The sequence below is a fragment of the Stappia sp. genome (assembly GCF_048268045.1).
GTDB lineage: Bacteria > Pseudomonadota > Alphaproteobacteria > Rhizobiales > Stappiaceae > Stappia.
Genome location: NZ_JBLWWG010000001.1, coordinates 426006 through 447830, shown reverse-complemented (window position 1 = coordinate 447830; position 21825 = coordinate 426006). Strand labels below are relative to the sequence as shown.

The 21825-nt window shown below is 66.5% G+C and carries 19 protein-coding genes; 11 read left to right on the top strand and 8 right to left on the bottom strand.

The window, feature by feature from the left end; all coding sequences use genetic code 11:
- Window position 1: 1 nt before the first annotated feature.
- The 3 genes from ACN0WF_RS01990 to ACN0WF_RS01980 form a co-directional block, all read right to left on the bottom strand.
- Window positions 2-898 (bottom strand): ABC transporter permease, encoded by an 897-nt coding sequence (locus ACN0WF_RS01990; protein WP_417771089.1) that lies wholly within the window; start codon window positions 896-898, stop codon window positions 2-4.
- 1 nt (window position 899) lies between these two features.
- Window positions 900-1817 carry an ABC transporter permease gene (locus ACN0WF_RS01985; RefSeq protein ID WP_417771088.1) on the bottom strand — a complete coding sequence of 306 codons (918 nt, stop codon included), beginning with the start codon at window positions 1815-1817 and terminating at the stop codon, window positions 900-902.
- 134 nt (window positions 1818-1951) lie between these two features.
- A complete protein-coding gene (locus ACN0WF_RS01980) occupies window positions 1952-3466 on the bottom strand; it encodes an ABC transporter substrate-binding protein (protein WP_417771087.1) in 1515 nt (504 codons plus the stop codon).
- Between the two features lie 201 nt (window positions 3467-3667).
- Here ACN0WF_RS01980 and ACN0WF_RS01975 point away from each other — a divergent pair, with 201 nt between their 5' ends.
- Both ACN0WF_RS01975 and ACN0WF_RS01970 read left to right on the top strand, forming a co-directional pair.
- Entirely contained in the window at window positions 3668-4411 is a 744-nt protein-coding gene (locus ACN0WF_RS01975; RefSeq protein WP_417771086.1) for an IclR family transcriptional regulator, read from the top strand.
- 214 nt (window positions 4412-4625) lie between these two features.
- Complete coding sequence (locus tag ACN0WF_RS01970) at window positions 4626-5033, top strand: BA14K family protein (RefSeq protein ID WP_417771085.1); 408 nt, start codon at window positions 4626-4628, stop codon at window positions 5031-5033.
- A gap of 50 nt (window positions 5034-5083) precedes the next feature.
- On the opposite strand, the gene ACN0WF_RS01965 is transcribed toward ACN0WF_RS01970, so the two are convergent.
- On the bottom strand, window positions 5084-6148 hold the full coding sequence (locus tag ACN0WF_RS01965; RefSeq protein WP_417771084.1) for a hypothetical protein: 1065 nt from the start codon (window positions 6146-6148) through the stop codon (window positions 5084-5086).
- Between the two features lie 72 nt (window positions 6149-6220).
- On the opposite strand from ACN0WF_RS01965, the gene ACN0WF_RS01960 reads away from it, so the two are divergent.
- From ACN0WF_RS01960 to ACN0WF_RS01950, 3 genes are all read left to right on the top strand, one after another.
- Window positions 6221-6970 (top strand): hypothetical protein, encoded by a 750-nt coding sequence (locus ACN0WF_RS01960; protein ID WP_417771083.1) that lies wholly within the window; start codon window positions 6221-6223, stop codon window positions 6968-6970.
- Window positions 6971-7090: 120 nt separating this feature from the next.
- On the top strand, window positions 7091-7810 hold the full coding sequence (locus ACN0WF_RS01955) for an FkbM family methyltransferase (protein WP_417771082.1): 720 nt from the start codon (window positions 7091-7093) through the stop codon (window positions 7808-7810).
- 28 nt (window positions 7811-7838) lie between these two features.
- A complete protein-coding gene (locus ACN0WF_RS01950; RefSeq protein ID WP_417771081.1) occupies window positions 7839-8564 on the top strand; it encodes a class I SAM-dependent methyltransferase in 726 nt (241 codons plus the stop codon).
- A gap of 6 nt (window positions 8565-8570) precedes the next feature.
- Here ACN0WF_RS01950 and ACN0WF_RS01945 read toward each other — a convergent pair whose 3' ends face one another.
- The gene (locus tag ACN0WF_RS01945; RefSeq protein ID WP_417771080.1) at window positions 8571-8822 is read right to left on the bottom strand and encodes a hypothetical protein; all 252 of its coding nucleotides are present in this window, start codon (window positions 8820-8822) and stop codon (window positions 8571-8573) included.
- A 139-nt stretch (window positions 8823-8961) separates the two neighbouring features.
- A complete protein-coding gene (locus ACN0WF_RS01940; protein WP_417771079.1) occupies window positions 8962-9219 on the bottom strand; it encodes a hypothetical protein in 258 nt (85 codons plus the stop codon).
- Window positions 9220-9420: 201 nt separating this feature from the next.
- Between ACN0WF_RS01940 and ettA the strand changes: the two genes are divergently transcribed.
- Entirely contained in the window at window positions 9421-11070 is a 1650-nt protein-coding gene (gene ettA / locus ACN0WF_RS01935; protein ID WP_417771078.1) for an energy-dependent translational throttle protein EttA, read from the top strand.
- Between the two features lie 177 nt (window positions 11071-11247).
- Window positions 11248-11865, top strand: coding sequence for an MOSC domain-containing protein (locus ACN0WF_RS01930; RefSeq protein ID WP_417771077.1), 618 nt, complete (start codon window positions 11248-11250; stop codon window positions 11863-11865).
- Here the strand turns inward: ACN0WF_RS01930 and ACN0WF_RS01925 are convergent.
- Together ACN0WF_RS01925 and ACN0WF_RS01920 are read right to left on the bottom strand one after the other, a co-directional pair.
- Entirely contained in the window at window positions 11862-12212 is a 351-nt protein-coding gene (locus ACN0WF_RS01925) for a DUF2293 domain-containing protein (protein ID WP_417771076.1), read from the bottom strand. The two genes, ACN0WF_RS01930 and ACN0WF_RS01925, sit on opposite strands and share 4 nt — an antisense overlap.
- 43 nt (window positions 12213-12255) lie before the next feature.
- Window positions 12256-13176: a LysR substrate-binding domain-containing protein gene (locus tag ACN0WF_RS01920; protein WP_417771075.1), complete on the bottom strand. Its 921-nt coding sequence runs from the start codon at window positions 13174-13176 to the stop codon at window positions 12256-12258.
- Between the two features lie 242 nt (window positions 13177-13418).
- On the opposite strand from ACN0WF_RS01920, the gene ACN0WF_RS01915 reads away from it, so the two are divergent.
- The 4 genes from ACN0WF_RS01915 to metH all read left to right on the top strand — a co-directional run bounded on the left by ACN0WF_RS01915 (window position 13419) and on the right by metH (window position 21804).
- Window positions 13419-14888, top strand: a complete 1470-nt coding sequence (locus ACN0WF_RS01915) for a catalase (RefSeq protein WP_417771074.1) — start codon at window positions 13419-13421, stop codon at window positions 14886-14888.
- Between the two features lie 1206 nt (window positions 14889-16094).
- Complete coding sequence (locus ACN0WF_RS01910) at window positions 16095-17123, top strand: ArsR/SmtB family transcription factor (protein WP_417771073.1); 1029 nt, start codon at window positions 16095-16097, stop codon at window positions 17121-17123.
- A complete protein-coding gene (gene metF / locus ACN0WF_RS01905) occupies window positions 17124-18047 on the top strand; it encodes a methylenetetrahydrofolate reductase [NAD(P)H] (protein ID WP_417771072.1) in 924 nt (307 codons plus the stop codon).
- A gap of 25 nt (window positions 18048-18072) precedes the next feature.
- The gene (gene metH / locus ACN0WF_RS01900) at window positions 18073-21804 is read left to right on the top strand and encodes a methionine synthase (protein WP_417771071.1); all 3732 of its coding nucleotides are present in this window, start codon (window positions 18073-18075) and stop codon (window positions 21802-21804) included.
- Window positions 21805-21825 lie beyond the last annotated feature (21 nt).

Sequence of the window (21825 nt, the reverse complement as noted above, 5' to 3'; positions counted from 1 at the left end):
CTCAGTTGCGGTTTTCGGGAGCGGTGACGTCGCGAAGACCGTCACCCATCAGGTTGATGGCAAGCACCAGCACGAACAGCGCGATGCCGGGGATGGCCACGAGCCAGGGTTCGAACAGCATCATCTGCTTGCCTTCCGAGATCATTAGCCCCCAGGACGGCGTCGGCGGCTGCACGCCGAGACCGAGGAAGGAGAGCGCCGCCTCCAGCAGGATCGCATGCGCCATTTCCAGTGTGACCACGACGATCAGGTTGTTGACGATGTTCGGCATGATCTCGCTGAGGATCACGCGGGTGGTGGAGCAGCCGATGGCCTTCGCCGCGATCACGTATTCGCGCGAGCGCACCTGCAAGGTGGAGGAGCGCATGACGACGGCGAACCGGTCCCAGAGCAGGAACCCGAGCACCAGGATGACGACCTCGAGCGAACCGCCGAAGACGGCGACGATCGCCAGCGCCACCAGCACCACCGGCATTGCCAGGCGGACGTTGATGAGGAAGGTCACGACCATGTCGACCTTGCCGCCGAAGTAGCCGGCGGCGACGCCCATGGCGGTGCCGATCACGCCGGAAATAAGCGCGGCGAGACCGCCGATCAGCAGAGAGATCTGCGCGCCGTAGATGAGGCGGGCGAGATAGTCGCGGCCGAGATGGTCGGTGCCGAGGGGGTGGTTCCAGGTGCCGCCAAGGAAGACCGGCGGCTGCATGCGCCCCATCAGGTCCTGGGCGTAGGGGCTGTGCTGGACGATCAGCGGCGCGGCGAGCGCGATGACGAGCAGGAACAGCAGCACGGTGACGCCGAACAGCAGGCCCAGGTGCCCGAAGACGCGGCGGCGAAGCTGCTGGCCCGGCGTCGGACCCTGGATCTCCTCCAGGAGGGTGTCCATCGAACGTGACATGTCAGGCAACCCTCATGCGCGGATCAAGCCAGGCGTTGAGCACGTCCGACAGGAAGGTGAAGACGATATAGAACATCGAGAAGATAAGGATCAGCGCCTGCACGGTGGGCAGGTCGTTGCGGCCGATCGACTCCCACGCCAGGTAGCCGGCGCCATGCAGGGCGAAGATCGATTCCACGACGATGGAGCCGCCGAGCATGAACCCCATCTGCACCGCCGCGAGAGAGACGACCGGGATGATGGCGTTGCGCAAGGCGTGCTTGAAGAGGACGCGGGTCTCGCCGGCACCCTTGGCGCGCGCCGTGCGGATGTAGTCGGATCCGAGCACGTCGAGCATGCCGGCGCGGGTCAGGCGCATGATCGCCGGCATCGCGTAGTAGCCGAGCACGATGGTCGGCATCACGAAGTTGAGCCAGGTCTTGGTTCCCGAGGGCGGCAGCAGGTTGAGCTGGATCGAGAAGACGACGATCAGCATCAGGCCGAACCAGAAGCTCGGCATCGCCTGACCCATCACCGAGAGAAACAGGGCGAAGCGGTCGATCATCGAGTTGGGGCGGATCGCGGCGAGCACGCCGAGGGGAACCGCGGTCAGGAGCGCGAAGCTGATGCCGCAGACGCCGAGCGTCATGGTCACCGACAGGCGGTCCATGATGAGATCGGCGACGGGAAGCCGGAAATAATAGCTTTCTCCGAAGTCGCCGGTGAGCGCGTGGCGCAGCCATTCCCAGTACTGGACGATCATCGGCCGGTCGAACCCGTAGAGGGTGCGGATCGCCTCGATGTCGGCGTCGTTGGCGTGCTCGCCGGCAAGTGCGGCCGCCGGATCGCCGGCCATGAAGAGAAGGCTGAAACTGATCGCCGAAACGGTCAGCGCGACGAGCAGGGCAAGGCCCAGCCGTTTGAGGATGAAGGTCAGCACGATCGGCTCCCGCAGGCTTCGGACGCGACGGCGCGGAGGCGGTCAGGCCGCTCTTCCGAGATCGCCGAAGGGCCGGCCGGACGCCAGTGGCGTCCGGCCGGTGGTTGTGTCGAGGTTCGGTGGCTTCGAGCTTGTTATTTCCAGCTCATCTCGACGAAGCGCAGCACCTCGTCCGGGGTAGGGGTGTAGGCCACGTCCTCGGAGAAGACGTAGTTGGTGTTGTAGGAGAACATCGGCACCCAATACGCCTGGTCGGCGATCTTGGTCAGCGCCTTGGCGTAGTTCTCCTTGCGCACCTCCGGCTCGGTGGAGCTGTCGGCGATGTTCAGCCAGTCACGGATTTCCTCGTCACGGCTGTCGTCGAGCGAGCCGAACTTGAAGAACTGGCTGGTGATCGCCGAGGCGTCGTTGATCGAGTAGGAACCCCAGGTCTGGAACGAGATCGGCGTGCCGCCCTTCATGCGCAGCTCGCGAAGCGCGGAATACTGCAGCATGTTGAAGTTCACGCGGATGCCGACCGCGTTCAGGTAGTTGGCGATGGCCTCGGCGTACTCGCGGTCGCGATAGGCGTAGTAGTCCGTCTCGAAGCCGTCCGGATAGCCGGCCTCGGCGAGCAGTGCCTTGGCCTTCTCCGGATTGTAGTCATAGGTCGGAACGTCCTGGCTGCAGCCGAACTGGGTCGGGAAGCAAGCCGTGTCGATGACCTTGGACTTGCCCTTCAGCAGAGCCTCGACCAGCGCCTTCCTGTTGATGGCGTGGGCGACGGCGCGGCGGACGCGGACATCGGTGAAGGGATTGTCGGCGCCGGTGCGGCCGGCGGCATCGAGCGTCAGATAGCCGATGCGCATGGTGCTTTCGTTGGCGACCGTGAAGCGGTTCATCGCCGCAAGCTTCTCGGCCTGGTCGGCCGGCACCTGCCAGATGAGATCGAGCGACCCGCCGAAGAGTTCGGCCATCTGGGTGTTGACGTCGGGAATCGTGCGGATGTCGACATGGCCGATCTCGGCCTTGCCCTTCGGGCTGTCGTGATAGCCCTCGTACTTCTCCAGCACGAAGTGCTTGCCCGGCTCGACGGAGACGACCTTGTAGGGGCCGGTGCCGACGGGCTTCAGGCCCATGCCGCTCGGGCCGGCCTTGGCGTAATATTCGTTCGGATAGATCGAGACCGGGCCGGCCAGATACTCGATGGCGGCCGGGAAGGGCGCCTTGAGGATGATGCGAACGGTGTATTTGTCGACCTTTTCGGCCGACTTCATCCAGTTGACGTTGCGCTGGGTCTTCACGCCGTTCTTTTCGTCGGCGACGTAGTCGACCGTGTAGACGACGTCGTCGGCGTCGAATTCCTCGCCGTTGTGGAACTTGACGCCCTCGCGCAGCTTCAGCTCGAGGGTGACGTCGTCGATCCACTTCCAGGAGGTGGCAAGGTTGCCCTTGTACTCGCCCGTCGCCGGATCGGAATAGATCAGCCCGTCCCAAACGGCGCGCTGCATGACGACGCCCTCACGGGACGAGTTGAAGTAGCTGTCGACGTTCTCCAGCTCCTTGGTGAAGGCGACGTTCAGCGTGTCATCGGACTTGCCCGCCTGTGCGGCGGTGGCAATGCCGAGCGCAAGCGCGGCTACACTGCATTTCAGGAGAAAAGAGTTCATATGCCCTCCGGTCGGTCTCTGCGGCATCTATGTGATGCCGTTGCGTCAGCTTGTTATTGTATCGTATTATGATACGTTGTATCTGATTATGGTATTTCAGACGTGCAGAGGCGGTCCCGTCAAGAGGTCGCCGCAAAAAAGTCTAAGATTGTCGGCGAGGGAGCAGCTTTGGGGACGGAGCGGAAGCAGGACACCTTATTCGTGAATTCGCTGGCCAAAGGCTTGAGGATTCTGGAAGTTTTCGACGAGGAGCATCAGGCTCTGAGACTGAGCGAACTGGCGGCGCTTTCCGGCATCGACAAGAGCGCGACGCAGCGGTTGGCCAACACGCTGCACCAGACCGGGTTCCTGACAAAGGACGAGACGACGCGCCGCTATCGGCCTTCATTGAAGTTCCTGGAGCGCGCCTACGCCTACAGCTGGTCGGACCCGGTCGTGCAGCTTGCCATGCCCAAGCTGATCGACCTGTCGCGGCGGATCGGCGAGACGGTCAACATGGCGGAACTGTTCGGCACCGACATTGTCTATGTCGTGCGGCTGCCGTGCCAGCGCACCAGTTTCGCCGCCACGGTTCCGGGCCGCCGGCTGCCGGCGCTCAACACCTCGTCGGGGCGGACCATCATCGCCCGGTTGCCGCATGACGAGCGCGAGGCCTGCCTGGCGAACTGGCCGGCGCGCAGCTTCACCCCGCGCACCGATGTGGACCGCGACGTCATCCGCCGCAGCGTCGAGGAGGCTGTGGAAAAGGGCTATGTCATCACCGAGGGGCAGATGATCCTGCGCGAGATCGCGGTGGCCGCGCCGATCATCGGCTCAGACGGGCGGCCGCTGGCGGCGATCCAGTGCGCGGTTTCCTCCTACGACTGGACGCAGGAGCGGGTCGAACGCGAGATCGTTCCCATGCTCATCGACACGGCCAATTCCATCACGCCGCATCTGGGGTGAGACGGGCCTGGTCGCCGGTCTTTCGCCAGCGCGCCATTTCATGATCTGCGTCACAGTTTGGGACGGGTTTGCCGCGTAACCTTCATGTCACGGGAACCAGACAGGTGGCCGGGCCGTTTGTCCCCAGGAAGGCGCGGCCAAGTCGCCCCGTCAGCCCGAGGAACGTTGCTCGGCTTGCCGTTCCCGTTGTGACAAAGGCCGAAGGAGACCGGAAATGACACCCCTGAAGCAGATTATCGCCGGCGCGTTGTTCGCCGCCGCGGCTGCCGTCGGTTTCGGCGCGGTTCCAGCGGGTGCCATGCCGGCCCCCGCTCATGCCGGCGCGCAGGCGACCGGTACGCAGGACGGCGCTGTCCGTGCCGAAAAGGCCCAGTACCGTCACGGGGACCGCAGGCGCTGGCACAGGAACAACCGCTACTACTACGGCCCGCGCTACCGGCCGGTGCCGCGCTACTATCGCCCGGCGCCACGCTATCGCCCGGCGCCGCGACACCGGGCGGGCCTGCCGCGGGCGCACTACCGCTGGTGCAGCGCGCGCTACAGGTCCTATCGTGCGGCCGACAACACCTTCCAGCCCTACAACGGCCGGCGTCGCGCCTGCATCTCTCCCTACATCCGCTGATCGCGGCCTGAGGGAGAAAAAGAACCGGCTTTCCGGCCGTGCGCGGCCGGTCAGTCGGTTCTGATGCAGTCGAGGCCCATGGCCCTGGCCATCAGCCAAGGGCGCGGATCGGGTGCTGTCCCGTTGGCGCTCGCGACCAGCACCAGCTGTCGCAGCGTCGGGCCGGCGAGCAGGAAGGCGGCGGCCTCGCCGCATTCCGGGGCAATCACCGTGTCGGCGCCCCACAGGCACGCGACCAGGTCCCGCAGGGGCAGGGTACGCGGGTCGATGATCCGGGCTCCGTCTTCCTCGACACGCGCGCGCAGCTCCGGGCTACGGGCGATCAGCGTCGCGAGGCCGGCCCGGCCTCCCGTGGCGAGCACGACGGTCCTTATGCTCCCTCCGGGCTGCTTCGGCAGGCCGTAGAGCGTGGCGAGACGGTCATGCAGGCGGGCGTGAATATCGCCCCGCAACAGCGGCCGGTCGACGAGATGGACCGTTTGCGCCTGAACCACGCGGCCCTGTCGCATCAGTTCAACAGGCCTTGGACGGAACAGCCCGTCGTTCAGCGCATCCTGGAATTGCGGCAGCATTCCCATGCGCACGGACACCAGCAGCAGCAGGTCGCGGGGAAGATCGAGCGCCTCGATCGCGAAGAAGCGCGGCAACACGTCGATAAGAAAAGCGCCGAGCGAAACCTCCGCGCCCGTGTAGAGCGGCAGCGACGGTTCGCGCGGGATGCGGCGCAACCGCAGCCGTCGCGTCAGGTCGGGACGCGCGGCGGGGGTGGCCAGCAGCTCGCGCGGACGGACGTCGGGACGTGTCAGCCGACCCTCGCTGAACAGCGCGCCGGAAAGCGGGTCGATGTCGAAGGGACCTTCGGCGATCCGATGCGCGAGCCTGTCGCGGGTGTCGCCCTCGCGCAGCAGCGGCGCACGCAGCGCCTCGGGGGCCTCGGCGGCAAGCTCGGTGGCCGAGGGGCCGGTCTCGTCGATGCCTTGCGTCAGCCGCCCGGCCGGCAGGTCATGGACCGGCCAGAAGGGGGCGAGGGCCGCGCTCGCCAGTGCGCGCCAGCGGGCGCTTCCAAGGCTTTGGTCGAGCCCCAGACGCCACGGATGCGAGGCTGGCTTCGGCACGGAGAGACCCCTATAAGGTTGCAAATGAACGGTTCGCGTCACGCTTAGAAGCGGGGCAAGGGGAAAGCAAGCATGGAATGTCCGGCCGATCCCGGCGTTTTCAACGTCAATGTCTTCACCAATGTCGCGTCGCGCGATCCGGGCCATTGCCTGGCCCAACACGCCGTTCGCTCCTTCTTCGAGACATTTGGCGGGACGGAATGCTTCCGCTTCGTGACGCGGATCTTCATTGATCCCAACCCGAATCCCGATCTCTACGAGGCGTGGAAGTCGGTCATCCGCGACGCGCTTGCCGACATTCCCTTCGAGTTCGTCGAGACGCGGGGGCTGATCGACGGGTTCGCCCGCTCGCTCGACGTGAGCGAGGGCGCCTTCGCCATGCAGCTCGAGCATGATTTCGTCTTCATGCCGCGGCGCATCGATCATTCGATCGGGGAGATCGTCTCGCGGATGGGGCAGGCGCGGATCAACTACCTGCGCTTCAACAAGCGCACCAACCACCCGGCTGCCTATGATCTGGCGGTGGAGCCGAACGGTGATCCGGATTTTCCGCTGTGCCGCATCAACGGCCGCTCGAACAATCCGCATGTGATCGATGTCGACTGGTATCGCAAGGTAGTGCTGCCGATCCTGCGCGGCCCGGGCGGGCAGGCGATCGGGCTGGAAGGCGGGCTTTGCCGCTATGTCGGCGGTGGCTATCTATATGGCGACTACGGGCTGGCGCGTACCGTCGATCATCTCGACGGCCGCCGCCTGCGGTTCAGTGACGGCATTCGGCGGCGGCTCTATCTGCTGCGCGAGAGACGCCAGTCGCACATCTGAGCGTGGCGGCGCGCTGCAATGCGCAGCAACGCGGTGCCCCGGGGGCGTTCGGAGCGGTTGACATCGCGTCATGCGCGCACTACCGCAAACCACCGAGCCTGCCGTAACGGAGCGTCCCACGTGAATGCCGATCTCGTCGCCGTCCTGTCCCGCTACGGGATCACGCCGCTAGGGCTTGTCCACATTGGCGCGAACGACGGGCAGGAACTGGATGCCTATGTCGAGGCGGGCTTTACCTCCTTCAAGATGTTCGAGCCGCTGCGGGAGCCTTTCGCCCGGCTGAAGGCCCGCCTTGCCAAGCTTCCCGAGGGCGTGACGGCGATTCCGCACAATGTGGCTCTGGGTGCGAGCGATGGCGAGGCGGAGATGTTCGTCGCTGACAACCAGGCCGCCTCGAGCTCGCTGCTCGCGCCGATGCAGGGGCGCAAGGTGTGGCGCAAGATCAGGTTCGTCGGGCGCGAGACCGTGGCCGTCCGCACGCTCGACTCCTTTCTGGTTGCCGGCGAGGCATTCAACGTGATGGTCCTCGATGTCCAGGGCTTCGAGATCGAGGTGCTCAAGGGTGGGCCGGAAACCCTGCGACGCATGGACTGCATCGTCTGCGAGCTCAACCGCGAGAAGACCTATGAGGACTCCGCCGGCGTCGGTGATGTCGACGCGTTCCTCGATGCGGCCGGCTTTCGCCGGATGGAGACCTACTGGGTCAGCCGCTACTGGGGCGATGGCGTGTACCTGCGCAAGGAGCGCGTTCCCGCTGGCATGGAGCCGGTGGAAGTCGACCAGAAGCGCACGCGCGGCCCCATCAAGCGCTGGTTCTATCGCATGATGGGGCGCGTTTGATCCCACGCCAACAACAAGGATGACGGGCATGACGGGTGATGTGGCCGGCGAAAAGTTCGAGCATGTGCGTCATCGCTGGGTCGAGGCCGCGCTTGCCGCGCGCCCGCAGGGAAGTTCCCTCCTCGACGTTGGGGCTGGCGAATGCCGCTACAAGCAGTCGGCAACGCATCTCGCCTACACCTCGCAGGATGTGGCGGAATATGACGGCTCGGGCGACGGCAGCGGCCTGCAGACGGGCAGCTTCGATTTCTCGCGCATCGATATCGTCTGCGATATTCTCGACATTCCCGAGGACCGCAAGTTCGATGCCGTGCTTTGCACCGAGGTGCTGGAGCATGTGCCGGATCCCGCCGCCTCGCTGCGCAAGATCGCAAGGCTCGTGGCGCCGGGGGGCGAGCTCATCGTCACCGCGCCGTTTTGCAGCCTTACCCATTTCGCCCCGCACTTTCACGCCACCGGCCTGTCGGTGCATTTCTACCGCAAGCATCTGGGCGACGAGGGGCTTGAGATCGTCGAGATGACGCCGAATGGCGGCTATTTCGACTGGGTCGCGCATGAGGTTGGCCGCGTTCAGCGGGTCTACAGGCAATATGGCGGAGGTCGGCTCGGGCCGTTCACGCGGGTGTTGCTGTGGCTTGCCCGGGCACGGCTGCGCGCGCTCGCGCGAGCGGAGCGTGCAGAGGGCGCGCCCGCGTCCGCCGAGTTGCTGACCAACGGATATTTCGTGCGCGCCCGCAGGCCGGCGAAGGCCTGAGGTCGGTCAGACCCGTTCGAGCACCGATGGCGTGGGGAGGGCTGTCATATCGGCCGTGCCGTCAGGCCACTCGGCGCCGGCGATGCGCAGCAGCGCGTCATGGGCTGCCTCGAGACAGGGTTGCGCGCTTTCGTCGACCGTCTGCTCAGGCGTGCCCCGCGCCGGCTCCTGAGGTGTGTTCAAGAGCGCCTTGCCCGCTTGAGCGCGCGGTTGCGTACAGGCGGACCAAGTGTCCATCCACGACAGCGACCAGGTCATGTTCCCCTCCAGTTCCCCTCGCGTGAGCGGGATACTGACGTAAAGGGAATCCCGGGACAAGAACGAAAGGCGACTGAGGCGGGTATCTCTGTCGTATCGACCGCGGAAGCGGTCCGGCGGGAGGTCCCGCCGGACGCCCTCAGCAGTTGTTCGGACGCTGCGGGCCGAGGTCGATCTGGCATTCGTTGGTGAGCGCGCCGATGGCCGCGCCGCCAACCGCACCCGCGGCCGCGCCGACAAGCACGGGGCCGCCCGCGAGGGCGACGACGCCGGCGCCGGCCGCGGTGCCGATCGCGCCGCCGGTCACGCCGCGCTCAAACCTGTTCGAGCCGCAAGCGGCGACGGCGAGCGAAAGCGCAAGAAGCCCGGCAAGGGTGAGGGGTCTCCGGATACGCATGAACTTTTTTCCTTCGAACGATGTTCCAGCTGCCGCACCATGCGACGACCATCGTGAATCGTCGGTAAACGCGAACCCGGCGCGCCAGGCGTCTCGCCCCGCCGGCGCGCTTCCGATGCAGCCCTTGCTCCGCGACCCTCCTTCGACTAAGTAACGGGTCAAATTTCCCCTCATCGGAATTAAGCGGAGCGGCAGGCATCCATGGCACGCCAGTTCATCTATCACATGCACGGTTTGTCGAAGGCCTATAACGGCAAGAAGGTCCTCGACGACATCCACCTCTCGTTCTACCCGGATGCGAAGATCGGCATCCTGGGCCCGAACGGCGCGGGCAAGTCGACGCTCCTCAAGATCATGGCCGGTCTCGACAAGGAGTACACCGGCGAGGCCTGGGCCGCCGACGGCGCGCGCATCGGTTATCTGCCGCAGGAACCGAACCTCGACAACACCAAGACCGTTCGCGAGAACGTCATGGACGGTGTCGCCCACAAGCAGGCGATCGTCGACCGTTACAACGAACTGATGATGAACTACTCCGACGAGACCGCGGAGGAAGGCGCCAAGCTTCAGGACGTCATCGACGCCGAGGATCTGTGGAACCTCGACAGCAAGGTCGAGATGGCGATGGAAGCCCTGCGCTGCCCGCCGTCGGACAGCCCCGTCGACAATCTCTCGGGCGGTGAGCGCCGCCGCGTGGCGCTTTGCCAGCTGCTGCTGTCGGAGCCGGACCTGCTGCTCCTCGATGAGCCGACCAACCATCTGGACGCCGAGACGGTGCACTGGCTGGAGCGCCATCTGCGCGAGTTCAAGGGCTCCGTGCTGATCATCACCCACGATCGCTACTTCCTCGACAACGTCACGGGCTGGATCCTCGAGCTCGACCGCGGTCGCGGCATTCCCTACGAGGGCAACTATTCGGTCTATCTGGAAAAGAAGACCAAGCGCATGGAGCAGGAGGGCCGCGAGGACATGGCCCGTTCGCGCGCCATCGCCCGCGAGCGCGAGTGGATGGGCATGTCGCCGAAGGGTCGGCAGACCAAGTCCAAGGCGCGTATCCGCGCCTATGACGATCTGCTGTCCAAGCAGGAAGAGCGCATGCCCTCGATCGAGCAGATCCTCATTCCGGTGGGCGAGCGGCTTGGCAACAACGTCATCGACCTTGAGGGCGTGTCCAAGGGCTTTGGCGACCGCCTGCTGATCGAGGACCTCTCCTTCAAGCTGCCGCGCGGCGGCATCGTCGGCGTGATCGGGCCCAACGGCGCCGGCAAGTCGACGCTGTTCAAGCTGCTGACCGGCCAGGAGACGCCCGATTCCGGCGTGATCACCGTCGGCGAGAGCGTGCATCTCGGCTATGTCGACCAGTCGCGCGACAAGCTCGACGGAAGCAAGACCGTGTGGGAGGAGATTTCCGGGGGCCAGGAGATCATCTATCTCGACGGCAAGGAGATCAACAGCCGCGCCTATTGCTCGTCCTTCAACTTCAAGGGCCCGGCTCAGCAGGCCAAGGTCGGTGATCTTTCCGGCGGCCAGCGCAACCGCGTGCATCTCGCCAAGGTGCTGAAGCAGGGCGCCAACGTGCTGCTGCTTGACGAGCCGACCAACGATCTCGACACCGAGACGCTGGCCGCCCTCGAGGATGCGCTCGAGAACTACGCCGGCTGCGCCGTCGTGATCAGCCATGATCGCATGTTCCTCGACCGCCTCGCGACCCACATGCTCGCCTTCGAGGGCGACAGCCACGTCGAGTGGTTCGAGGGCAACTTCGAGGACTACGAGAAGGACAAGGTGCGTCGTCTCGGCGCCCATGCCGCCGATCCGAGCCGCATCAAGTACAAGCCGCTGACGCGCTGACCGGCGCGCCCGCCGCAGCGACGGCGGGAGAGCGGTACGAAAGAGGGGCGGCGGTTCGCAAGAGCCGCCGCCCTTTTTCGTTTTGGCGCGTGCCCCGCGCGGCGGGCCTAGGCGCTGCGGCGACACCGCGCTAAGGTTTGGCGAAGCGGCGCGCGACGGATCAGGCAGGGGGCGGACATGGCAACGGATCTCTTTGGCGAGGAGAGCCTGGAGGACCTGGAGCGGGTGCCAGGACGCAAGGTGCCCGGCACCGTGCGCGAGGTTCTGACGACACGCGGGCCCGACGATTTCCAGACCGTTTGGCAGGCGGCGCTGAAGCTCGGATTCACCGGCGCCGCAGGCGACCTGCATGCCGGCCACACCCGGCGCTCGGGTTCGCGAGAGCCCTGGTATCCGCGCGGCTCGGAGATGTGCAACGAGCGGCAGCTGTCGCTGGTCTCGGTCGAGGAACTCGCCCTCATCGCCGCGCGCATGGGCATCGAGCGGATCGAGGCGGGCTGGATCGGCGCCAACGTGCTGATCGAGGGCATCGCGCGCTTCACTCTTCTGCCGCCGCGCACCCGGCTCGTTTTCGCCGGTGGCGCCGTGGTGCGCGTCGATGGCGACAACGCCCCTTGCCGGGCCGCGGGAAAGGCGATTGCCGGCCATCTCCCTGAACACGAGGGGCTCGAGCTCGCCTTCCCCAGGCATGGCCGCCGGCGGCGTGGGCTGGTCGGCTTCGTCGAGCGGCCGGGCGTCATCCGCCCGGGCGAGGAGGTGGTCGCCCATGTGCCGGAGCACTGGCTCTACCGCTAGACGCTGCCGTCCCCGGCGATCTCCGGCTCATCGGCGGTGACCTGGCGCGGACAGCCCCAGCCGGTCAGCACCTCGTTCATTTCGTCGAGACAGAAGAAGCGCGCCGCGTCGCGGTCATAGCCGTCGTCGAGCATCGCCTCATAGTCCGTGTGACGGTGACGCACATGGGCGGTGATCGCCTGCCACAGGGCGATCGAAGGCGGCAGGCGGCGCAGGTGCGGGGCAAGGGCTGCCTCGAGGATCGGGACCGCGTCGGCGTGCGGGGCGAGCGGAATGGTCACGCGCAGCTGCCGGCGCATCTCCTTCTGCCGGCGCGTGCCGCGGCTGCGCGGTGCGTCCGTCATCATCGCCCGCTCCCTGTTGCCCGCCGCCCTGTCGCCCGCTGCTCTGTCACGCCGCGCTTGTCGCGAGCGGCTGGACGCTATCGGCCATCGCCTGGGTAATGCAGTCGCCGAGCGCCAGGAAGTCGCGCTCGCGCGGCGAGGACTTGCGCCATGCCAGGCCGACCGAGCGTTGCGGCTGCGGCTCTGAGAAGCGCAGCAGCGCCACGCGCTCGTCGCGCACTTCCACGGCGGCGCAAAGTTCCGGCAGCAGCGTCACGCCGTAGCCGGCGGCGACCATCTGCATGACCGTCGAAAGGCTGGTCGCGCCGAAGGCGGAGCGCCCCTGCGGACGCAGCCCCTCGCAATAGTTCAGCGCCTGGTCGCGCAGGCAATGGCCTTCCTCGAGCAGGAGCAGGCTGGCGCCGTCGATGCTGGAAGGGTCGACGCGGGCGCGTTCGTCGAGATCCGGGCGGTTCTGCACGGCCAGCAGGAAACGGTCCTGGAACAGCGGCAGCGTCGCGAGTTCGGGACCGGCGATGGGCAGCGCGGCGAGGATCACGTCGAGCCGCCCCTGGGCCAGTTCGCCGACGAGCGACTGGGTCAGCGTCTCGCGCACCTGCAGATCGACATTCGGATAGGCGCTGGTCAGCGCCGGCAGGATGCGCGGCAGCAGGTAGGGGGCGATGGAGGGAATGATGCCGAGCCGGAGTTCGCGCGTCAGCACCTCGCCGGCGTGGCGGCCGTAGTCGATCAGGTCGCGGGTTTCCGCCAGGATGCTGGCGGCACGGCGGGCGATTTCCTCGCCCTCCGCCGTCAGCCGTACCGCGTTCGGCCGGCGCTCCACCAGCGCGATGCCGAGGATCGCCTCCATCTCGCGGATCTGCATGGAAAGAGCTGGCTGCGACACGGACACATCCTCGGCGGCGCGGCCGAAATGCAGGTGCCGGGCGAGCGCATCGAAATAGCGCATCTGTCTCAGTGTGATCATGTCGATTGGATAGTCTTATCGCTCAGGCTTGGCAATGTGTCGGATTCTGATGGGCGGCCGCGCCGGTGCATCCGAAAGGGGGCTTTCGGGTGGCGCTCTCTTATTATCAGAAAATCTTATTACCATTTGCCTGCAATGCGATTGGTTCTGATAGCCTGCCTGTGGCACGCTTCACGGGCTGGATTATGAGACGCGGGTCGCCGGCACAGGTTGCCCGCGCGAAATCGAGAGGGAGATACGCGATGAGTGACAGGCCCATTCTGACGACGACGGCCGGTGCGCCGGTGTCCGACAACCAGAACACGCTGACGGCGGGCGCCCGCGGTCCGGTGCTGATGGAAGACTACCAGCTGCTTGAGAAGCTCGCGCATCAGAACCGCGAGCGCATTCCCGAGCGCGTCGTCCATGCCAAGGGCTGGGGCGCGTTCGGCACGCTGACCATCACCAACGACATCACCCGCTACACCCGTGCGAGCATCTTCTCGAAGGTCGGCATGAAGACCGACATGCTGGCGCGTTTCTCCACCGTTGCCGGTGAGCAGGGGGCCGCCGATGCCGAGCGTGACGTGCGCGGATTCGCGTTGAAGTTCTACACCGAGGAAGGCAACTGGGATCTCGTTGGCAACAACACGCCGGTGTTCTTCGTGCGTGATGCCTACAAGTTCCCCGACTTCATCCACACGCAGAAGCGCCATCCCAAGACCAACCTGCGCTCGGCGACAGCCATGTGGGATTTCTGGTCGCTGTCGCCGGAAAGCCTGCACCAGGTGACGATCCTGATGTCGGACCGCGGCCTGCCGCCGAGCCCGCGCTTCATGAACGGCTATGGTTCGCACACCTACAGCCTGATCAACGCCGAGGGCGAGCGCTTCTGGGTGAAGTTCCACTTCAAGACCATGCAGGGCCACAAGTTCCTGACCAACGGCGAGGCCTCCGATGTGGTCGGCCAGACCCGCGAGAGCTACCAGGAGGATCTCTTCGGTTCGATCGAGAAGGGCGATTTCCCGAAGTGGCGCATGTGCATTCAGGTGATGCCGGAGGCGGATGCCGACAAGACGGCCTACAATCCGTTCGATCTCACCAAGGTCTGGCCGCATGGCGACTATCCGCTGATCGAGGTCGGCATCATGGAGCTCAACCGCAACGCGGAGAATTATTTCGCGGAGATCGAGCAGGCCGCCTTCTCGCCGTCGAACAAGGTTCCCGGCATCGGCTATTCGCCGGACAAGATGCTGCAGGCGCGTGTCTTCTCCTACGCGGATGCGCACCGCTACCGGCTCGGCACGCACTATGAGGCGCTTCCGGTCAACCAGCCGCGCTGCCCCGTCCATCACTACCACAAGGACGGCAGCATGAATTTCTTCGGCCAGATGACCGGCAGCACCGATGCCTTCTACGAGCCCAACAGCATGAACGGCGCCGTCGAGGCGCCGGAGTACCGGGAGCCGCCGCTGAAGATCTCGGGCGACGCCGACCGCTTCAACCACCGCGAGGGCAACGACGACTTCTCGCAGCCGCGCGCGCTGTTCAACCTGTTCGACGATGATCAGAAGGCACGGCTCTTCTCGAACATCGCCACCGCCATGCAGGGCGTGCCGCAGGCGATCGTCGACCGTCAGACGGCGCTCTTCGACCAGGTCCACCCGGACTATGGCAAGGGCGTGCGCGCCGCCCTCGCCGAGCGCGCCTCGGCCCGCGACGCGGCGGAGTGACAAGGGCTCTCGGAGCCGGGATCTCCCGGCTGCCTCGAGCCTGAGATGCCCCAAGGGCGCGGCGACCTTCGCCGCGCCCTTTTTCCGTCCCCGGCGCAAGCAGCAGGCGAGGCGGTCCCGGGTCAAGCCGCCTTGCCGCGGGCGCGACGGCAGCTGGTTCGTCCGGAGCCATCCGCAGGCCCGAAGCCGACATCGCCGGCGCTCCGGGCTCGATTGGGCCCCGGGTCAAGCCCGGGGTGACGGCGGTGCGGGGGGCGGCGATGAGGGCGTTGACGATGGGCAGGGAGAAGCAATGAGCGCAGAGGCCGGCGGGTGCACCCGCCGGTGCCGGGGCTCTGCAGGGGCCGCGCACCTTCGCGTGGCGCACCGCCTCTCCTTCACTCCTCTCCCGAATGCGTGGCGCACCTCCTCCTCTACCTCGGCCTTTCCTGCTTCCCCACGGCGTCATCCCGGGCTTGACCCGGGACCCAATCCACCTTGCCGCGGGCGCTACGGCGGCTGGTTCGTCCGGAGCCATCCGCAGGCCCGGAGCCGACGTCGCCGGCGCTCCAGGCTCGATTAGGCCCCGGGGCAAGCCCGGGGTGACGGCGGTGCGAGGGGCGGCGATGAGGGCGTTGACGATGGGCAGGGAGAAGCGATGAGCGCTGTGGCCGGCGGGTGCACCCGCGAGCGCCGGGGCTCTGCATGGGGCCGCGCACCTTCGCGTGGCCCACCGCCTCTCCTTCATTCTTCTCCCGAATGCGTGGCGCACCTCCTCCACCTCGGCCTTTCCTGCTTCCTCACGGCGTCATCCCGGGCTTGCCCCGGGACCCAATCCACCTTGCCGCGGGCGCGGCGGCGGCTGGTTCGTCCGGAGCCATCCGCAGGCCCGAAGCCGACGTCGCCGGCGCTCCGGGCTCGATTGGGCCCCGGGGCAAGCCCGGGGTGACGGCGGTGCGAGGGGCGGCGATGAGGGCGTTGAGGATGGGCAGGGAGAAGAGATGAGGGAGGGAGGCGGCCGGGCGGGTGCGCCCGCCGGTGCCTGGCTTGTGTGTCGGAGCGGTCAGGCCCGTCGGCTTCCCGTCTGCCGCCCCGTCGGGGCGAAGGGGAGGTCTTGATTTTCTCGGGATACAGGTATAAAGATATCTTTATATCTTCCTGAGAAGCGGATATGCACGGGCCGGACGGCGCGATGCCATGTTCGCCGCGTCGATGACGAGGACTGCGATGAGCCACGGGTTCGCCTTGACCGACGGAACGCCGCTGAGCGCGGAACAGCTGCTTGTCGGCCTGCGCACGGTGGGCGAGGACACGCGCCTGCGTCTGCTGGCGCTTCTTGCCGATGGCGAACTCACCGTCAAGGACGCGACCACGATCCTCGGCCAGAGCCAGCCGCGCATCTCGCGCCATCTCAAGCTTCTGACCGAGGCCGGCCTCGTCCAGCGCTTCCCCGAAGGGGCCTGGGTGTTCTACCGGCTGGGCGAGGGGGCGATGGGCGATTTCGCCCGGCTGCTGCTGTCGCGTCTCGACATCAACGACCCGCTTCTCGCCGCTGATCGGGTGCGCCTGGCCGCCACCCGCCGTGTCAAGGCAGAGGAGGCGGCCGCCTTCTTCGCCTCGCGGGCGCGGACCTGGGATCAGGAGCGCTCGCTGCATGTGCCGGAGGCGGCGGTGGAGGATGCGATCCGCGAGATCGTCGGCAAGCGCCCGTTCCATACCATGCTTGATCTGGGCACCGGCACCGGAAGCCTTCTGTCGCTGTTCAGCGACCAGTACGAGCAGGCGCTCGGTCTCGACCAGAGCCATGACATGCTGGCCGTGGCGCGCGCCAATATCTCGCGCGAGGGACTGAAGAACGCCCAGGTGCGGCAGGGCGACATCTACGCCCTCAACGTGCCCTCGGAGAGCTTCGACCTTATCACGCTGCACCAGGTGCTGCATTTTCTCGACGACCCCGGCCGGGCGATCCAGGAGGCAGCGCGGGTGCTGCGTCCCGGCGGACGGCTGCTGATTGTCGATTTCGCCCCGCACGAGCTGGAGTTCCTGCGCGACGCGCATGCGCATCGCCGGCTCGGCTTCGCCCATGAGCAGATGAGCCGATGGCTGCAGGATGCCGGTCTCGACATGGTCGAGATCCGCGACCTGCATCCCGATGCCGGCGAGGCGGACCGCCTCACGGTCACGATCTGGCTTGCCCGCGATCCGCGCATCGTCTCCGATCTGCCGGACCTGAACCTGACCCAGGAGGTCGCCTGAATGTCTTCCTTCGACAAATTCCGCCGCTTCGAGCTCGGCAATGGCTCCGGCAAGGAGGTCTCCGTCTCCTTCGAGTTCTTTCCGCCCAAGAGCGAGAAGATGGAAGCCTCGCTGTGGAATGCCGTGAAGCGGCTGGAGCCGCTTGGCCCCTCCTTCGTCTCCGTCACCTATGGCGCCGGCGGCTCGACGCGCGAACGCACCCACCGCACGGTGGAGCGCATTCTGCGCGAGACCGAGCTGCGCCCGGCCGCGCATCTGACCTGCGTCGGTGCCAGCCGCGACGAGATCGATGACGTCATCCGCTCCTACCATGAGCTCGGCGTGCGCCACATCGTGGCGCTGCGGGGCGACCCGCAGGAGGGGCTCGGCGCAATCTACCGGCCGCATCCGCAGGGCTATGCCTATGCGGGCGACCTGATCACCGGCATCCGCCGCATCGCCGACGACATCGAGGTGTCCGTCTCCGCCTATCCGGAGCGCCACCCCGAAAGCGCCGACTGGCAGACCGAGATCGACAACCTGAAGCGCAAGGTCGATGCCGGCGCGACCCGGGCGATCACCCAGTATTTCTTCGACAATGACCTGTTCGAGAGCTTTCTGGAGCGGGTGCGCGCCGCCGGCATCACCATTCCGATCGTGCCGGGCATCCTGCCGATCGTCAATTTCGAGACGACCATGGTGTTCTCGGCCAAGTGCGGCACCACGATCCCGCACTGGCTGGCGCGCCGCTTTGCCGGTCTCGACGAGGATGCGGAGACGCGCAAGCTGGTCGCGTCCGCGGTCGCCTGCGAGCAGGTGCTCGACCTTGTCGATCGCGGCGTCGCCGACTTTCATTTCTACACGATGAACCGTGCCGACCTGACGGTCGCGATCTGCCGCATGCTGGGCATGAGCCCGGCCGCTGCCGCGCAGCAGGCCGCCTGAAGACGGATCCGGGAGACACGACCAGATGACGAACCGCACATCCGCCGCCACGGCCCTTGCCGAGGCCGCCGCCAAGCGCATTCTCGTTCTAGATGGCGCCATGGGCACCATGATCCAGGCCCTGAAGCTGGACGAGGACGGCTATCGCGGCGCGCGCTTCAAGGACTGGCAGCAGGACGTGAAGGGCAACAACGACCTTCTCAACCTGACGCAGGGCCCGGCGATCCGCGACATCCACATCGCCTATCTTGAGGCCGGCGCGGACATCCTGGAGACCAACACTTTCTCCTCCACCACCGTCGCCCAGGCCGACTATGCGATGGAGGAACTCGCCTACGAGCTGAACCTGGAAGGCGCGCGGCTCGCCCGCGAGGCCTGTGACATCGTCACGGCGCGCGACCCCGCGCGCCCGCGCTTCGTCGCCGGCGCCATCGGCCCGACCAACCGCACGCTGTCGATCTCGCCGGACGTCAACAATCCGGGCTTTCGCGCGATCACCTTCGACGCGCTGAAGGAGTCCTACGCGGAAGCCGTGCGCGGCCTCATCGACGGTGGTTCGGACCTGATCCTGGTCGAGACCATCTTCGACACGCTGAACGCCAAGGCCGCGCTCTTCGCCATCGACGAGGTGTTCGAGGAAAAGGGCGTCAAGCTGCCGGTCATGATCTCCGGCACGATCACCGATCTGTCCGGACGCACCCTGTCGGGCCAGACGCCGGAAGCGTTCTGGTATTCGCTGCGCCACGCCAGCCCGTTCTCCATCGGCCTCAACTGCGCGCTCGGCGCCAAGGAGATGCGCGCGCATATCGCCGAGCTTTCGCGTGTCGCCGACACCCTGGTGTGCGCCTATCCGAACGCCGGGCTCCCCAATGAGTTCGGCGAATACGACGAGAGCCCGGAGGCGATGGGCGCGCTGGTCGGCGAGTTCGCCGAGAGCGGGCTGGTCAACATCGTCGGCGGCTGTTGCGGCACCACGCCGGATCATATCCGCGCCATCGCCGAGGCCGTCGCGCCGCATGCGCCGCGCACGGTCGCGGCCCCTCCGCGGCGGTTGCGCCTGTCGGGCCTCGAGCCCTTCGTGCTGACGCCGGAGATCGCCTTCGTCAACATCGGCGAGCGTACCAACGTCACCGGCTCGGCCCGCTTCCGCAAGCTGATCAAGGAAGGCGATTACGACACCGCGCTCGAGGTCGCCCGCCAGCAGGTCGAGAGCGGCGCCCAGATCATCGACGTCAACATGGACGAGGGCCTGCTCGATTCGAAGGAGGCCATGGTCACCTTCCTCAATCTGGTTGCCGCCGAGCCGGACATCGCCCGGGTGCCGGTCATGGTCGACAGCTCCAAGTGGGAGGTGATCGAGGCCGGCCTGAAGTGCGTCCAGGGCAAGGCGGTGGTCAATTCGATCTCGATGAAGGAGGGCGTCGAGGCCTTCGTCGCCCAGGCGAAGCTCGTGCGCCGGCACGGCGCGGCGGTCGTCGTCATGGCCTTCGACGAGGATGGCCAGGCCGACACCCAGGCCCGCAAGGTCGAGATCACCCGGCGATCCTATGAGATCCTCGTCAACGAGGTCGGGTTCCCGCCGGAAGACATCATCTTCGACCCGAACATCTTCGCCGTCGCCACCGGCATTTCCGAGCACGACAACTACGGCGTCGACTTCATCGAGGCGACGCGCTGGATTCGCGGCAACCTGCCGCACGCGCATGTCTCGGGCGGCGTCTCGAACCTGTCGTTCTCCTTCCGCGGCAACGAGCTGGTGCGCGAGGCGATGCACTCGGTGTTCCTCTACCACGCCATCCAGGCGGGCATGGACATGGGCATCGTCAACGCCGGCCAGCTGGCGGTCTACGACGATCTGCCGGCGGAGCTGCGCGAGCTTGCCGAGGACGTGGTGCTCAACCGGCGCGCCGATTCCACCGACCGGCTGCTGGAAGCGGCCGAGCGGTTCAAGGGCAAGGGCGGCAAGGCGCGGGTGCAGGACCTGAGCTGGCGCGAGCTGCCGGTCGAGAAGCGTCTCAGCCATGCGCTCGTCAACGGCATCACCGACTACATCGACGAAGACGTCGAGGAGGCGCGCCTCAAGGCCGAGCGTCCGCTGCACGTCATCGAGGGACCGCTGATGGACGGCATGAACGTCGTCGGCGACCTCTTCGGCGCGGGCAAGATGTTCCTGCCGCAGGTGGTGAAGTCGGCGCGCGTCATGAAGCAGGCCGTTGCGCATCTGATGCCCTTCATGGAGCAGGAGAAGCGCGAGCAGGGCATCGAGGGCATGCCGAGCGCCGGCAAGGTGCTTCTGGCCACCGTCAAGGGCGATGTCCATGACATCGGCAAGAACATCGTCGGCGTCGTGCTCCAGTGCAACAACTTCGAGGTCATCGACCTTGGCGTCATGGTGCCGGCGACGAAGATCCTCGACACCGCGCGGAAGGAGAAGGTCGATATCATCGGCCTGTCGGGACTGATCACGCCGTCGCTCGACGAGATGTGCAATGTCGCCGCCGAGATGGAGCGCGAGGGCTTCGACCTGCCGCTGCTGATCGGTGGAGCGACGACGAGCCTGATCCACACGGCGGTGAAGATCCACCCGAACTACCGCCGCTCCCAGGCCGTCTATGTCACCGACGCCAGCCGGGCGGTGGGCGTCGTCTCCAGGCTTCTGTCGAAGGGGGAGCGCGACGGCTACATCGATGGGATCCGCGCCGACTACGCCAAGGCGGCGGAGGGGCATTCGCGCTCGCGCGGCCAGGGCAAGCGCACGAGCCTGGCGGATGCGCGCGCCAATGCCTTCAAGCCCTCCTTCGAGAGCTACCGGCCGAGCGCGCCCTCCTTCCTGGGCACGAAGATCGTCGATGACATCTCGCTGGAGTCGCTGGCGGAGGTGATCGACTGGACGCCGTTCTTCTCCACCTGGGAGATCAAGGGCACCTATCCGGGGGTGCTGACCGACAACCGCTATGGCCCGGCGGCCAGGGCCCTGTTCGATGACGCCAGGCGCATGCTCGACGAGATCGTGCGCGACGGCCAGCTTCGCCCGAAGGGCGTTGTCGGCTTCTGGCCGGCGGCAGGCCGGGGCGACGACATCGTGCTCTTTGCCGACGAGGCGCGCACCGGCGAACTGGCCACGCTGCACACCTTGCGCCAGCAGATGGCGCGTGCCGGCAGCGCGCGGGCCAATCTGGCGCTCTCCGATTTCGTCGCGCCGGAAGCCTCCGGCATCGCCGACTGGCTCGGCGGCTTCGCCGTCACCTCGGGTCATGGCGAGGAGGAGCTCCTCGCCCGTCACATCGCGGCCGGCGACGACTACAACAAGATCCTCGCCCAGGCGCTCTGCGACCGGCTGGCCGAGGCCTTCGCCGAGAAGCTCCACCAGATGACGCGCACCACCTTCTGGGGCTACGCGGCGAACGAGAAGCTCTCGGCCGAGGATCTGATCGGTGAGAAGTATCAGGGCATCCGCCCGGCGCCGGGGTATCCGGCCCAGCCGGACCACACCGAAAAGGGAACGCTGTTTGAGCTTCTCGACGCGTCCGCGGCCGCCGGCATCATTCTCACCGAGAGCTATGCGATGTGGCCGGGATCCTCGGTCTCGGGGCTCTATTTCGCCCATCCCGACGCCCATTACTTCGGCGTCGGACGCATCGAGCGCGACCAGATCGAGGATTACGCGGCGCGCAAGGGCTGGGACGTGGAAACGGCCGAACGCTGGCTCGCCCCGATCCTGAACTATGATCCGCTGAAGCTGCAGGCGGCGGAATAGGCCGTCCGGTCTCTCATCCGT